Raw genomic sequence first — 14,653 nt, 5'->3', positions numbered from 1 at the left:
GATTCGGCCCTCGGCGAAGTCCAGGAGCCGCTTCGGCCGTGCCGGAGCCGGAACGGGGCGCAGATGGAACAATGGCCTGCATGACTGCCATTGCAACCCATACCGCCACTATCAAGACCACCGCCGGCGACATCGTCGTCGAGCTCTACGGGAACCATGCCCCGAAGACGGTGAAGAACTTCGTCGGCCTGGCCACGGGCGAGCGCGAGTGGACCCACCCCCAGACCGGCGAGACCCACCAGGGAACGCCGCTGTACAACGGGACCATTTTCCACCGCATCATCAAGGACTTCATGATCCAGGGTGGCGACCCGCTCGGCCAGGGATTCGGCGGGCCCGGCTACCAGTTCGATGACGAGATCAACCCGGACCTGGATTTCACCACCCCCTACAAGTTGGCCATGGCCAATGCCGGGATCCAGAACGGCCAGGGAACCAACGGCTCCCAGTTCTTCATCACCACGACTCCCACCACGTGGCTGCAGGGCAAGCACACCATCTTCGGCGAGGTGAAGGACGAGGCCTCCCAGCAGGTCGTGGACAGCCTGAACTCGGTGCCCACCGATGGCCGTGACAAGCCCCTGGAGGACGTCGCCATCGAGTCCATTCAGATCAAGGAAGCCTGAGTCTCGTTGTCCCAGCAGACCCCGGGCGGTCCGGACGACGGGGCGGGCCGGCAGTTGCCGGTCTGTCCCCGTCATCCGGACCGCCCTTCCTTCATCAGATGTCAGCGGTGCGGCCGTCCGGCGTGCCCGGAATGCCAACGGCCGGCCGCCGTCGGGGTGCATTGTGTTGACTGCGCCGCCGGGCGGACGCCGCACAGTCAGACCAGCCAATCTGGGCAGCCGGCCCAGCCGGGACTGTGGGCAGCGCCGTCCGCGGCGATGTCCCAAGGCCGCACTGTCACGCGACGTCGGGTCGGCCAGCCGTGGGTGACCTGGACGATGATCGCGCTGTGCGTGGTGATGTACGCGCTGCAGTGGATCACCTCGGGCCAGCGCTTGGGCGTCACGGAGATGTTCCAGTACGCCGGATTGCACACTTCCGCGGAGTACATGGAGCCGTGGCGGATGATCACCTCGGCGTTCCTGCATTCCCCGGCCAACCCGCTGCACATCGTGCTGAACCTGTACACGCTGTGGCTCATGGGCAGGATCCTGGAACCGGTGCTCGGCTGGGGGCAGTACCTGGCCCTCTATCTGATCTCCGCCTTCGGCGGCGCCGTCGCGGTGCTGTGGCTCTCAGACCCGTTCGTACCGGTGGTCGGTGCGTCCGGGGCCGTCTACGGACTGTTCGCCGCATTGTTCATCGTCATGCGCCGCCGGGGCGGAAACGTGAGTTCGATCGCGGTCCTCATCGGCGTGAACCTGGTCATCTCGTTCCTGCCCGGAGCGAACATCTCCTGGCAGGGGCACATCGGTGGGCTGGTGACCGGGGCGCTGTGTGCTGCTGCGATGACCTACATCCCGGTGTGGAGAAAGGGTCGTACCGGACTTCCCTGGTTGGCCATGGGCGGGATCCTCGCGGTTCTCGTGCTGTTGACCGTGGCCGGTTCCCTGCGACTGTCCCAGTCGGTGCTGATGCAGCACATGCTCGAGCGGGGATAGATAGTCCGGGACCCGCGAGTTTTCCACAGGGTTATCCACCGATGTGGATTGAATGACACGGTTGTGATTTTCCGCTGGTTATCCACAGGGCTTATCCACAGTGTGGATGAATCACAACCGTGTCATTTCAGATCTGGCGGTCGAAAGTGCCCCGGTTTGGCGCGAATTCCCGGGCGTGTTGGGGCACTTTCGACCGCCAGATGCGAACCGGAGGCTGAGGGGTTAGCGCCAGCGGGTCGTCATCAGGAAGCCGATGCACGCGATGCCGAACCCGATGCCAATGTTCCACCCCCCGGCCTGCGGGATCGGGGCCACACCCATCGTGAGGTAGTAGGCGATGATCCACAGCAGACCGACGATCATCAGGCCGAACATGATGACCTTGTACCAGGTCGGCAACGGGCCCGGTTCGTGTTCCTCACCGCGCAGGGCCGCGGAGCGTTCGGCGCGCGGTCCCTTCTGGGGTTTCTTGCCGGTCTTGCGGGATTTGGACTCGGGCACGGGGATCCTGCTCTCGGTCGATCGGTCACGTCGCCGCACCGTGGACGGTACCGGCGTATCCTGCTGAAGACAGCAGTATTCGGGGTCAGTCTAGTGGCGCGGTTGTGCACACCGGCGGACCGCCCCGATACACTCATTCACCTCTTTCATCGAATCCATGTAGGGACCTTGCTCATGACCACCGCGGCCGCATCCACCGGCACGGCGCCTGCCACCCGCATCCTGGTGGTGGATAACTACGACAGCTTCGTCTACACCCTCGTCGGCTACCTCCGCGAACTCGGCGCTGAGACTCTCGTGGTCCGCAATGACGCGGTCAGCCTCGAGGAGGCCACCGAGCTCGCCTCGACGCGGGACGGCGTCCTGTTGTCTCCGGGACCCGGCACTCCGGCGGAGGCCGGTGTCTGTATCGACATGGTGCAGTGGGCCGCCGAACAGGCCAAGCCGCTGTATGGAGTCTGCCTGGGGCATCAGGCCATCTCTGAGGCCTATGGGGCCTCCGTGACTCACGCGGACGAACTGATGCACGGCAAGGCCTCCCGCGTCACGCACGGGAACCATCCGATGTTCGCCGGGGTGCCGGAGTTGTTCACGGCCACCCGCTATCACTCGCTGGCGGCCGTTCGGTCCACCGTGCCGGCCGAGCTCGAGATCACCGCGCAGACCGAGGGTGGGATCGTCATGGGCGTGGCCCACCGGAGCGCCCCGCTGTGGGGCGTGCAGTTCCACCCCGAGTCCGTCCTGACGGAGGGCGGCTACCGCATGCTGGGGAACTGGCTGGAATCACTGGGCCTGACCGGCGCCGCCGAGCGTGCTGACACGCTCTCGCCCGTCATGAGCTGATCACACTCGGCGGTCAGCCTCCGTTGCCACCTCGCCCGCCGCCGCCCCGCTCGCCGCCGCGTCCACGGTTGTCGGCCGGCCCGGTCGGGGGAGCGGCTCCGGGGGTGTCACTAGTGCTCTCGGACGGCGAGGGTGATCCGCTGGAGGACGAGGAGTCAGTCCCCGTGGGCGTCGGGCTCGGAGATTCGCTGGCCGGCGTGGAGGAGGGGGCCGAGGAGGACGGCGACGGCGACTCCGGCGGCGGGGCCGCGGCCACTTCCACGGAGACCGAGGAGTCCTGGGGCACCTCAGTGTCTTCGCCCTGTTCCTGAGACACCACGGTTCCTGGTTCGACGACGGATTCGTCCCGCTCCACCTCGGAGACCGTCATGCGCAGGCCGAGCGCGTCGAGCTCTTGACGCGCCTCCTCCTGGGTCAGACCCACCAGATCGGGGACCTCGACCATCCCGGAAGACATCTGCAACTCGACCGACGACCCGGACTTCACGGTGGCCCCGAGTTCTGGAGAGGTGCCCACGAGTCGATCCCGAGGCACATCGGAGGACGGCACGTACCGTACAGAGGAGATCGTCAGCCCCAGACCTTCCAGAGCGTCTCTGGCCGTGGCCTCAGACTGACCCGCCAGATCCTCGGGGATCTCGACCTGCTCGGGGCCCTGGGAGATCAACAGCGTGATCTCTTGGTCCTTCTGTACGGTCGAGCCGGCACTCGGTTCGGTCCCCACGGCCTGTTCCCGGGGCACGTCGTCATCATGCACTTCTTCGAGGATCGGCCGCAGTTCGGCTGAGGTCAGCGCATTCTGGGCCTCGATCTGTGACATGTTCGCCACCTCGGGCACCTGCACCTGGTTGGCCTCGAGGTTGCGCCGACTCAGTTCGTCCATCAGGAACCAGCCGCCGGCCACGGCGCCCAGGGCCAGAATCACCACGAGGATCGGAATCCAGACCCGATGCCGTCGACGGCGCCGGGGTGGGGCCCCGCCCGGGGGCTGGTCGCTGAAATACAGCGGGTCTCCCGTGTCCTCGCGCGCTACCGCCGGGCTGGAGGCGGTGGACGCCGTACGAGGGGGCGCGGTGGCCGTTCCGGCTGAGGACTGCCCGGGATCGGAACCATTCCCGACGGCGGGCATCGCCCGGGTGGACTCGTCCACTGTGGGACCCACGGCAGACATCGCCTCTGTCTTGCCCTCGTAGTCGTACTGGTCTTGTTGGTCATGCTGGTCGTTGGGGTGCCCCTCCCGCATCACGTCCACCGCGGCGGCACCGGCGGCGAGTCCCGTGGCGCCGGCGACTCGTCCACCAGCGCCACCGGAGCCCGCGGCACCGGGGGCGTAGCCGGCGTCGGGATTCTCCAGCGCCCGGACCAGAGCGGCACGGAACTCCAGACCGGATTGGAAGCGATCGGTCTTGTCCTTGGCCAGGGAGTGGGTCACCACCGAGTCCAGCGCGGGTGAGACCTGGGGGTTCAACGTGGAGGGAACCGGCGGCTCCTCGCGGACGTGTTGGTAGGCCACGGCCACCGGCGAATCACCGACGAACGGCGGACGCCCGGTCAACAGCTCGAACAGCACACAACCCGCCGAGTACAGATCCGACCGGGAATCCACGGTTTCGCCCCGCGCCTGTTCCGGAGAAAGATACTGCGCGGTCCCGACGACGGCCTGGGTCTGGGTCATTGTCGCAGCCGAATCGGACAGCGCGCGGGCGATGCCGAAGTCCATGACCTTCACCGCGCCGGAGCGGGTGACCATGATGTTGGCGGGCTTGATATCCCGGTGAACGATGCCTTCCTCATGGCTGTAGTTCAGCGCGGCCAGGATCCCGGAGGTCCACTCGACCGCCTGATCCACGGTGATCTCCTCGCGGCGCAGCAGCTCTCGCAGAGTCTGGCCGTCCAGGAACTCCATCACCATGAAGGGACAGGACACCCCTTGGTAGGCACCATCCTCGAAGCGCTCTTCGCCCTCGTCGTAGACCGAGACGATGTTGGGATGATTCAGCGCCGCCGACGACTGAGCCTCGCGCCGGAACCTGGACTGGAACTGCGGGTCGCGGGCCAGGTCCGGACGCATCATCTTGATGGCCACCTTGCGGCCAAGCCTCAGGTCGCGACCCTGGAACACATCGGCCATGCCGCCCCGGCCGATGAGGTCACCGACCTCGTACCGGCCGTTGAGGAAGCGTTGATGTGGCACTGTCGTTCGTCCTGTTCGTCGGAAGGATGCAGTGGATGGTCGGCGGTGGTCAGGGATCGTGGGGGGGGGGGTTACACCGGGACGGTCACGCGGCTTGGCCGCCGTCGACAGCGGGGGCCTCACCCGGGGTGACGGTCGACTCCGGGACGCTCTGCGGCGCCGTGGTGCTCGTCGGCGTCTCGGTGGGAGCCTCGGTGGTCACCTCGGTCGAGCTCGATGTCGAGGTGGCTGACGTGGTGGCCGGGTCGGACGTCGCCGGGCTGGACGACGACGGCGGGGTGGTCGGCTCAGTGGTCGGTGGGGCGGTCGGCGAGGGCGGCGGAGTGTTCGAGGCCGGTGGCTCCGTCGCGTAGGTCACGGTGATGACTTGATCGAAGGTGACCTCGCCCGTGGGATTGACGCCCACCACGGTCTCCGGCGCCGCCTCGTCGGTCTGCTGCGCGGACTCCGTCACTTGGAAACCGGCCTCCCGCAATTCCGCGGTGACCTCATCTCGGGGCCGGCCCAAGTAGGCGGCCTCTCGGATCGTGAACGTCTCGGGAAGGTCCGAGGTCTCGGTGGGGCTCGGACTCTCCGTGTCCGACTCCGATTCACTGACCGAGGAGGAAGTCGCAGCAGACGAGGACTCTTCACCTGCGTCTCCACCGGTCAGCATCGGGCCCAACCAGATGCCCAGGATGACGAACACGATCAGCGCCAACAGGCCGATCAGCGGCCAGGTCCAAGGGCGGCGGTTGCGTCTCCCCGCAGTGCGATCGAGGTCATTGTTGTCGCCGTCCCCGGGGTAGCCGGCTCCGGCACCGAGCCCGCCGGCTCCAGCCCCGCCATCTCCGGCACCACCGGCGTCAGGGTTCTCGGACGCGGAGATGCGCTGAGACGCACCGGCTCCGGCGGCCGCACCGGCTCCCGCCGCCCCAGCTGCGCCGGCTCCGGCTGCCCCGGTCTCGGTGACCGGCAGCGCGGAGGTGCCCGTGCGCTCGGGAGCAGAACCCTCGATGACCTCGGTGGCATGCGTGGCGGTCATGCCCGAGTAGTCCACCGCCTGGGTGATGGCCTCGGTCGGTGCTCCCTGAGCGGCCGCAGCGGCAGCGGCAGCGCCACCGGTCAGGAAGGGCACCATGCCGGGAACGGCAGCTGCCGCGGCAGCGGTGTCCTGCCGGCGCAGAGCCTCCGCCGCCTCGGCGAGTGCGGTGGCATTGGCGGGCCGATCCTGCGGCTCCTTGGACAGCATGGACATGATCAGGGCACGCACGGGCTCCGGGATGGTGTCCGGCAACGGCGGCGGCGGGTCGTTGACCTGGGCCAAGGCGATGGCGATCTGGGATTCGCCGGAGAACGGGCGATGGCCCACCAGGCACTCGTAGCCGATGACGCCCAGGGAGTAGATGTCCGAGGACCCGGTGGCCTGCTGCCCGGTGGCCTGCTCCGGTGCCAGGTACTGCGCCGTCCCCATGACCTGACCGGTGGCTGTCAGCGGCACCTGATCCGCCAGTCGGGCGATGCCGAAGTCGGTGACCTTGACCCGGCCGTGCGGAGTGATCAGCAGGTTGCCCGGTTTCACGTCACGGTGGACGAGCCCCTGCGCGTGGGCGGCGGACAGTGCCCGGCCCGTCTGCGCGATGATGTTCAGCGTCCGGTCGGGCGAGAGGACCCGCTCCTTGTCCAGCGTCGCCGAGAGCGGCGGTCCGGGCACGAGCTCCATGACCAGGTAGCCGGAGCCGTCCTCTTCGCCGTAGTCGAAGACATTCGCGACGCCGGGATGGTTCAGCAGCGCGGTGTGCTGGGCCTCGGCGCGGAACCGGCGCAGGAAGTTGGCGTCACCGGTGTACTCCTCCTTGAGGATCTTCACCGCCGTGAGGCGGCCGAGGACCTTGTCCTTGGCCTTCCAGACCTCGCCCATGCCGCCGATGGCGATGCGTTCGGTGAGTTGGTACCTGCCGCCCAGCGTGATACCCGATGTCGGCCTCACTGTGTGACCACCGCTTCCATGATCTTCTTCAGGTTTGTCGACGTCAGCGAATGGCCGGTGTCGTAATCGATGTTCTGGTACACGAGCGTGACGGCCACCTGGGGGTCGTCAGCCGGGGCGAACCCGGTGATCCACGAGTTGACGTCGTCGTTGTCCGCGCCCAGCTGCGCCGTTCCGGTCTTGGCTGCGATGTCGACCGAGTTCGATGCGGCCTGATACGCCGTGCCGTGATCCACCACTTCTCGCATCATCTCCGTCACCTGGTCGGCGACCTCGGGCGTGGTGGAACGCTTGAAGATCTCCGGCTGGGTTTCTTCCAGCAGAGTCAGGTCAGAGCCTCGGATGGAATCGATCAACTGGGGTTTCATCAGGGTCCCGTCATTGGCGATGGCAGCTGCCACCATGTTCATCTGCAGGGCGGTGGCCTTCACGTCACGCTGGCCGATCGCGGACTGTGCCAGTGCCGCGTCGTCCAAGTCCTCCTGGAACTGCGAGCCGGCGACCGTGAGCGGAATGTCGAAGGACTCGTTGAACCCGAAGTTCTCGGCGGTGGTGCGGATCCGGTCCTGGCCCAGCTCCATGGCCGCGGTGGCGAAGGGGGTGTTGCAGGACTGGGCGAAGATCTCCGTAAAGGTGGTCTCGCCGAAGTCGCCGCAGATCCCGCCGCGGAAGTTGGGCAGTCTGGCGCTGGAGTTCGGCAACTCGATGCTGTCCGGGACCTCGAGGGTCTGGTCCGGCTGATACTCCCCGGACTCGAGCATGGCCACCGTGTCGATCAGCTTGAACGTGGACCCCGGGGCGGGCAGCGACGCGGTGGGCCGATTGACGTACGGGCTCAGTCCCGGCACCGATTGGAGTTCCTCCATGTTCTCGGCAGCCTCGGCACCATCGTGCGTGGCCAGCAGGTTCGTGTCGTAACTCGGCTTGGAGGCCATCGCCAGAATGTCTCCAGTCTTCGGATCGGAAATGATCGCCGAGGCCTGGACACCGTCGGGAAGGGCCGAATAGGCCAGCTCTTGCATCTGCGGGTCCACGGTCAATTCCACCTGGGCGCCCTCCATCGGAGTGCCGGAGAACAGCTCGACGATGCGGTCGATGAACTGCCCGTCGGAGGAGCCGGCCAGGTAGCGGTTGAGCTTGTCCTCGAGCCCGGTGGCCCCATAGGTCAGCGAGTAGAACCCGGTCAGCCCGGAGTACAGCTCGGTGTCGTGGTACACGCGCTGATAATTGAAGTCGTCATGCGACTCCACCGATTCGGCGATGGGCTTGCCGTCCACGAGGATCGGGCCGCGGGCGGAGCCGAACTCCTGGTAGAGCTGACGGGAGTTGAAATCGTTGTTCTTCAGCGCCTCGGCGGCGACCACCTGGATGATCGAGATCGCCAGGATGAGCACCATGAACATCGCCACGATGACGACCCAGGTGTTGCGGATGGCCTGATTCATGCGGTGACACCTCCAGCAGGGGTCTCCACGGGTTTCGCGGTCGCGGGGTCTTGGTGCCCGGAGCCGGACCCCGAGGCGTTGACCATGGGCCCGACGGCGACCGGCCGGCGCGCGGACTGAGAGACCATCAGCACCAGGGCGACGACAATCCAGTTGGCCAGCAGCGAGGAGCCGCCGGCGGCCATGAACGGCGTGGTCAGACCGGTCAGCGGGATGACCATGGTGACGCCGCCGATGACCACGAAGCACTGCATGGCCATGGTGAAGGCCAGGCCGGCGGCGAGCAGCTTGCCGAAGGCGTCACGGGTGCCCAGGGCGGCCCGGATCATGCGGGTCACGAGCAGCACGAAGAGCAGGATGATGGCCGAGAGGCCGATGAATCCGAGTTCCTCACCGAAGGAGGCCACGATCATGTCCGAGTTGGCGTACGCCACGATGTCCGGCCGTCCGCCGCCCAGTCCGGTGCCGAGCAGTCCGCCGGAGGCCAGACCGAACAGGCCCTGGACGATCTGATAGCTGCCGGCGCCGCGGTTGTACACCTCCGGGTCGAAGGCATTGAGCCAGGCGTCCACGCGCAGTCCCACGTGTGAGATGGTGTTCACCGCGATCAGGCCGCCGATCGCGACGAGGACCAGCCCGAGGACGATCCAGGAGACCCGCGAGGTGGCGAGGTAGATCATCACCATGAACAACCCGAAGAACAGGATGGCGGAGCCGAGGTCGCGCTGAAACACCAGCACGCCCATGGAGATCAGCCAGGCGATGACCAGCGGGCCCATGTCGCGGAAGCGCGGGAAGGTCAACGGACCGATCTTCTTGCCGGCCAGCAGGATCAGCTCTCGGTTGGCCGAGAGGTAGCCGGCGAAGAAGATGGCCAGCGTGATCTTGGCGACCTCACCCGGCTGGAACGAACCGATGCCGAGGTTGATCCAGATGCGTGCTCCGTTGATGACCACGCCGAGGCCCGGGATCAGCGGCAGGATCAGCAGAATGCCGGAGGCGAACAGGAACAGGTACGGCCAGCGCCGCAGGATGCGGTGATCCTTGAGCAGCCACAGCAGCGCGATGGACACGCCCATGGCCAGCACGGTCCACAACAACTGCTGGTTGGCGGCGTCGTCGCCCTCGGCGAGGTCGATCCGGTGGATCATGGCGATCCCCAGGCCGTTGAGGGTGACGACGATCGGCAGGATGTAGGGATCCGCATACCGGGCCTTGAGCCGCAGCACCAGGTGGAAGACCAGGGAGATGATGGCCAGCACCGCGCCCTGGACCCAGTACTCGGAAGTGATCGGCCGATCCATGCCGATGGCCCCGAGGAAGCTCGCACCGATGCCGATGCACAGCCCCAACAGCAACAGGACCAGCTCGATGTTGCGCCGTGGGCGAGGCAGAGAGGTCACCTGAGACATCAGCGGCCACCTCCTGTGGGGCTCGGTGAACTGCTGGACGAGGACGACGGCGTCGGTGAGGAAGGGCTCCCGCTGGGGGATCCGGACCCGCTGGTCGCCGAACCGCTCGGTGAGGGTGTGCTGCCGGCCGACGGCTCGTCGCTGACGGAACTCTCCAATTGAGTCACGATCTCCTGGGCATGTTCGAGGTCTCGGGCCGGCAGTCCTGACTCGACGCGCTGGCGCGAGTACGCCGGCAGATCGGACAACTCCACGGACGTCTCGGTGTCCAGGTGTGACAACTGGATCGGTCCCAAGTGCTGCGAGACGCCGTTGAAGATCGCCACCCGGCCATCCTGTGCCCCCACGTAGTACTGGGTCTGCGTCCACAGGTACCCCCAGGTCAGCACGACCAGGAAGATCAAGGCCAACAAGGCGGTGAACACCGGGATGAACACGGAACGACGGCGGCGGGGCCTGGCGTCGTCCCCGGCGTCCCGGTCGGGACGGTCCGGATGGGGCCCGCCGTCCTCCATGCCGTCCTCCTCGAAGCGCTCGGCGTCGCTCGGGTCTCCGGGATAGTCGACATCGCCGGGACCGTAACCCTCGATGAGTTCGGAGGAAGAGGAGGACGCTGCCGCGGCGGCCACGGGGCTGAGCGGCGTGGCCGCTCCCTCGGCCTGCGCACCGTGCGGCGAGCCACCGGTGAGCAGTGCGGCGGCACGCTTCTGCGTGCTGCGACGGGTGACAATGGGGATCTTGCCCGTCTGGGTGGCCAGCTCGGCCGCACCGACGAGGACATGGGGGCGCGACTCCAGGTCTTCCCGCAGCAGGGTGGCGGACACCGGGCCCACCTCGGCCGGCGTGGAGGCGGCCAAGGCCTGCTCGGACAGCCGGGTGGGCGTGGGCGCGGCGGCCTCGGCCTCCGTGGCCTCGACCACCTCCACCACCACGACCGTGACGTTGTCCGGGGCACCGCCGCGCAGTGTCATCTCGACCAACTCATCGGCGAGTGCTTGCGGATCCGGCAGCTCACGCAGCTTCTGCTCGATCACGGCGGGCGGAACGACGGCCGTCAGACCGTCGGAGCAGAGCAGCCAGCGCTCGCCGGGGGCAGCGTCCACGGCGGAGATGTCCAGCTCGGGAGAGGCATCCACGTCCCCGAGGACCCGCATCAGGACGTTCTTGTGCGGATGGGACTCGGCCTCGGAGGGATCCAGGCGTCCCTCGTCCACGAGGCGCTGCACGAAGGTGTGATCGGTGCTGATCTGCTCGAAGACGTCGTCCTTGAGCCGGTAGGCGCGCGAGTCGCCGATGTGGGCCAGGTGGATGGTCTCCCCGGCCAGCAGCAGTGCGGTGCACGTGGTCCCCATGCCGGCGAGTTTGGGCGTGGCGTGGACCAGATCATTGAGGATCAGGTTCGCGTTCTGGATCTCGTCCGGCAGCACCGTCGCCGGCTCGCTGTAACCGGTCGCGTCCAGCGGCGCGAGGTCCAGGACCGTCGACGCGCTGGCCACATCGCCGCCGACGTGGCCGCCCATGCCGTCGGCCACGACGGCAAGATGCAGCCCGGCATAGCCAGAGTCATCGTTCTTCGATCTGACCCTGCCCACATCGGATCGCGCGGCGAAACGGAGGACCAACGGCATCGGGGTCAGGACCTCAGTTCCAGGACGGTCTTGCCGATCCGGATCGGGGTGCCGGGATCAACGGCCACGGTGCGCGTGAGCTGCGAACCCGCGACGTAGGTGCCGTTGGTGGAGCCGAGGTCCTCCAGGAACCAGCGCGAGCCCTGAGGGAACAAGCGGGCGTGCCGACCGGAGACGTAGTCATCGTCGAGGACCAGGTCAGCGTCCTGAGCGCGGCCCAACAACTGCGGAGAGCCGTGGAGATCCACGACGGTCCCGTTCAGCGGCCCCTCGGTGACCACCAGCTGGGTCGGCAGGGGGCCGGCTGGTTGCTGTCCGGTGTTCGTGCCACCGGACGGGCCGGCGCTGCGCTGCCCGGGGTATCCCCCGACGGCGGAGGCCGAGTCGGCGCCCGGGCCCGCGCCGGCGACCACCGGGGCGCCGCCCTTGCCGCGGGGGCGGACCTTGTTCCGTGCCCCGACCATGAGATCGCGTCCCTGAGAGGAGACGATCGAGATGATGAAGATCCAGATGACCAGCAACAGACCCAGCCGCAGTGCGGCGACGGCTAGTTCACTCACCGGGCACCTCCGTTTCTCTGGTCTCTCTGATCCTGACCGGGACCGCCCACGTCACGAGCGGGCAACATCCGGAAGACCATGCGCACCCTACCCATGGTGACGCGGTCGCCGTCTCTCAAGACCGTTGAGCCGTCCACCTTACGGTCATTGACGTAGAAGCCGTTCGTCGATCCCAGATCCACCGCCGTGACAGTGCGGCCCCGGGTGATGATCTCCAGGTGCCGGCGAGAGACACCCGTGTCCTCGACGTGAATGTCGGCATCGGCCGACCGGCCCAGCACGATCGAATCGGCGTTGATGCCGTACTTGCGTCCGTCGATCTCCAGTACCGGCTGCAGCGGGGCCTGGCTCTGGGTGGACGGCTTGGCCGGAGGGGTTCTGCCGGCGTCGGCCGTTCTGCCGCCGGGCGCGGCCGGCGAAACCGGAGCGCGGGTCTCGACGGGTGCCTGGCGGTCGACGGGTGCCTGGTTCACGACGGCGGCCGAGCCGGTCCCGGACGGTGACGAGCCGGCGTCGTGCGCCTGATCCGCACCACCGGAGCGGTCCGAGAGTGACTCGATCTCCAGCTTGCCCGCCTTCAGGGCCTCATCCTCGATGAAGGTGACGCGGACCGGGCCGTGCAGAGTGTAGCTCTGGTCACGGGCATGGCGGATGGCCTCATCGCAAAGCTCCTCGGCCAGCGCGGAACCCCATTTCCGGGCGAGCTCGAAGTCCGGGCTGGAGAACTTGATCGTGAAGACGTTGGGCACGAAGGTGCGCCCCTCGGACAAGGCCATGGCCTCGTCGTCCATGGTCAGTTTCAGGGCATTGGCGATCTCGACCGGCTTGACAGCTCGGGAGCCGCCGGCCGTGAAGGCTGACTGCACAGCCTTTTCTAGGCCGCGCTCGAGGTTGTCCAGAAGACCCACGCGGGGCGCTCCTTTCGGCAGATGTCTTCGTCGATAGTACGCGGGACAGGTGAGCAAACCGTGTGGAACAGGCCCATCGTGGGGTTGCAATGCGGTTTCAATGCGCCATCGGCGCACGTCGACCGCCTGGATTTGGGAATACGGTGGGCTAAGGATAGGATAGTTCCTGCTGTTCTGACCGGTGCGAAGGATTCCGTACAGGCCTTTCGACCGGGAAGACAGACCAGATCTCGCGCGAGTGGCGGAATAGGCAGACGCGCTGGCTTCAGGTGCCAGTGTCCTTACGGACGTGGGGGTTCAAGTCCCCCCTCGCGCACGAGAGTTTTCCCACGAAGGCCCCGACCGAATCATCGGTCGGGGCCTTCGTATTTGAGTCCGTCTTTCAGTCCAGCGCGCGCGGCATCGGCCGAGCGAAGCGATCCAGCAGCGGGCCGGTCAACGGACGGTGCCGGCTCCAATGAGCGTCGATCGCCTGGTCGTAGAACTCCACCAGGGTTTCCGTGGCCGCCCGCCAGGAATGGCGTTCCGACTCCCGCCGGGCCGCCTCGCCCATGGTCCGCCGGTGCTCGGGCCGGGTCAGTAGCCGCTCGAAGCGATCCACCCAGCCGTCCACGTCACCTGGCTCGACGAGGTAACCGTTGCGCTCGTCGTCGATCACGAAGGGGATGCCGCCGGCCCGGGCGCCCACCACCGGCACGCTGGAGGCCATTGACTCCAGTGCCACCAGTCCCAGGGTCTCGGTGGTCGAGGGGAAGGCGAAGACGTCCGCGCTCGCGTATGCGGCGGCCAGATCGGTGCCGGACAGGTAGCCGGTGAAGACCGTGTAGGCCGGATCGAACAGTCGCTTCAACCCGTCCAGGAACGGGCCGGCCCCCACCATGGCCAACCGCGCCCCGGGCACGCGCTCACGGAGCCGGCGCATCGGCTCCACCAACTGTTCGAGGTCCTTCTCCCGGCTCATCCGTCCGACATAGACCACCAGCGGTGCCTCGGGATGCCCGTCGGTGAGCCGGTCTCTCATCGTCGGGTCGACTCGGGAGGGGTGGTAACCCTCGGTGTCCACGGCCTTGGGCCACAGACCCACGCGCTGGATGCCGACGTCCCGGGCCCGCTCGACCATGGGACCCGAGGTGCAGAGGTTCACCTCGGCCCTGTTGTGGATGGAGCGGATCCAGCTCTCCAGGGGATGCCTGGCCCAGCCGACCCGGAGGGATTCGGTGTAGGTCGGAACGTCGGTGTGGAAACTCGCCAGCTGGGGCAGGTCTCGCCGTCCGGCCGAGAGGACCCCGTAGGCGGCGAGCCACACGGGATTGACCGTATGGACCACGTGCGGGTGGAACGCCTCGATCTTTCGGGCGATGGCCGGCGTCGGCATGCCGACCTTCAGCTCCGGGTACAGAAGCCGCAGCGAGACTCCGCGCACGGTGACGACCTCGTGACCGGCGTATTCCGCCGGAGGCTCACCAGGGGCGAACAGCAGCACCTCGTGGCCCAACTCGCCGAGCTGTTCGAGCGTGCGCACCACCCGGGTCACCACGCCATCGATCTTCGGCAGGAACACCTCGGTGAACATGGCGATGCGCATG

General features: G+C 67.2%; 12 protein-coding genes and 1 tRNA gene. 4 read left to right on the top strand and 9 right to left on the bottom strand.

All coding sequences use genetic code 11. The annotated features are described in order from the left end of the window. The first annotated feature begins 80 nt into the window (after positions 1-80). Positions 81-626 carry a peptidylprolyl isomerase gene (locus ACFQQD_RS04340; RefSeq protein ID WP_378086600.1) on the top strand — a complete coding sequence of 182 codons (546 nt, stop codon included), beginning with the start codon at positions 81-83 and terminating at the stop codon, positions 624-626. A gap of 318 nt (positions 627-944) precedes the next feature. After that, entirely contained in the window at positions 945-1,607 is a 663-nt protein-coding gene (locus ACFQQD_RS04335) for a rhomboid family intramembrane serine protease (RefSeq protein WP_378086598.1), read from the top strand. 222 nt (positions 1,608-1,829) lie between these two features. Here the strand turns inward: ACFQQD_RS04335 and ACFQQD_RS04330 are convergent, their stop codons facing one another. Then, positions 1,830-2,108 carry a cell division protein CrgA gene (locus ACFQQD_RS04330; RefSeq protein WP_378086596.1) on the bottom strand — a complete coding sequence of 93 codons (279 nt, stop codon included), beginning with the start codon at positions 2,106-2,108 and terminating at the stop codon, positions 1,830-1,832. 174 nt (positions 2,109-2,282) lie between these two features. On the opposite strand from ACFQQD_RS04330, the gene ACFQQD_RS04325 reads away from it, so the two are divergent. Further along, entirely contained in the window at positions 2,283-2,951 is a 669-nt protein-coding gene (locus ACFQQD_RS04325; protein ID WP_378086593.1) for an anthranilate synthase component II, read from the top strand. A 13-nt stretch (positions 2,952-2,964) separates the two neighbouring features. On the opposite strand, the gene pknB is transcribed toward ACFQQD_RS04325, so the two are convergent. The 7 genes from pknB to ACFQQD_RS04290 form a co-directional block, all read right to left on the bottom strand. Next, the gene (pknB, locus tag ACFQQD_RS04320) at positions 2,965-5,145 is read right to left on the bottom strand and encodes a Stk1 family PASTA domain-containing Ser/Thr kinase (RefSeq protein WP_378086591.1); all 2,181 of its coding nucleotides are present in this window, start codon (positions 5,143-5,145) and stop codon (positions 2,965-2,967) included. 85 nt (positions 5,146-5,230) lie between these two features. After that, a complete protein-coding gene (locus ACFQQD_RS04315; protein ID WP_378086589.1) occupies positions 5,231-7,114 on the bottom strand; it encodes a protein kinase in 1,884 nt (627 codons plus the stop codon). Beyond that, positions 7,111-8,559: a peptidoglycan D,D-transpeptidase FtsI family protein gene (locus ACFQQD_RS04310; protein ID WP_378086587.1), complete on the bottom strand. Its 1,449-nt coding sequence runs from the start codon at positions 8,557-8,559 to the stop codon at positions 7,111-7,113. The genes ACFQQD_RS04315 and ACFQQD_RS04310 overlap by 4 nt, the downstream gene beginning before the upstream one ends. Beyond that, entirely contained in the window at positions 8,556-9,971 is a 1,416-nt protein-coding gene (locus ACFQQD_RS04305; RefSeq protein ID WP_378086585.1) for an FtsW/RodA/SpoVE family cell cycle protein, read from the bottom strand. The genes ACFQQD_RS04310 and ACFQQD_RS04305 overlap by 4 nt, the downstream gene beginning before the upstream one ends. After that, the gene (locus tag ACFQQD_RS04300) at positions 9,971-11,599 is read right to left on the bottom strand and encodes a PP2C family protein-serine/threonine phosphatase (RefSeq protein ID WP_378086583.1); all 1,629 of its coding nucleotides are present in this window, start codon (positions 11,597-11,599) and stop codon (positions 9,971-9,973) included. Before ACFQQD_RS04300 ends, ACFQQD_RS04305 begins: the two co-directional genes overlap by 1 nt. Before the next feature lie 5 nt (positions 11,600-11,604). Next, the gene (locus ACFQQD_RS04295; RefSeq protein WP_378086581.1) at positions 11,605-12,159 is read right to left on the bottom strand and encodes an FHA domain-containing protein; all 555 of its coding nucleotides are present in this window, start codon (positions 12,157-12,159) and stop codon (positions 11,605-11,607) included. Further along, the gene (locus ACFQQD_RS04290; protein WP_378086579.1) at positions 12,156-13,067 is read right to left on the bottom strand and encodes an FhaA domain-containing protein; all 912 of its coding nucleotides are present in this window, start codon (positions 13,065-13,067) and stop codon (positions 12,156-12,158) included. Before ACFQQD_RS04290 ends, ACFQQD_RS04295 begins: the two co-directional genes overlap by 4 nt. 232 nt (positions 13,068-13,299) lie before the next feature. Between ACFQQD_RS04290 and ACFQQD_RS04285 the strand changes: the two genes are divergently transcribed. Further along, positions 13,300-13,383: transfer RNA gene (locus ACFQQD_RS04285), tRNA-Leu, on the top strand. Between the two features lie 66 nt (positions 13,384-13,449). Here ACFQQD_RS04285 and ACFQQD_RS04280 read toward each other — a convergent pair. Then, a complete protein-coding gene (locus ACFQQD_RS04280; RefSeq protein ID WP_378086577.1) occupies positions 13,450-14,652 on the bottom strand; it encodes a glycosyltransferase family 4 protein in 1,203 nt (400 codons plus the stop codon). Position 14,653 lies beyond the last annotated feature (1 nt).

Origin of the sequence: Citricoccus sp. GCM10030269 (assembly GCF_042665635.1) — a bacterium.
Lineage (GTDB): Bacteria > Actinomycetota > Actinomycetes > Actinomycetales > Micrococcaceae > Citricoccus.
Note: the sequence above shows the minus strand (reverse complement) of the source record. Positions and strands in the feature narration are given on the sequence as shown.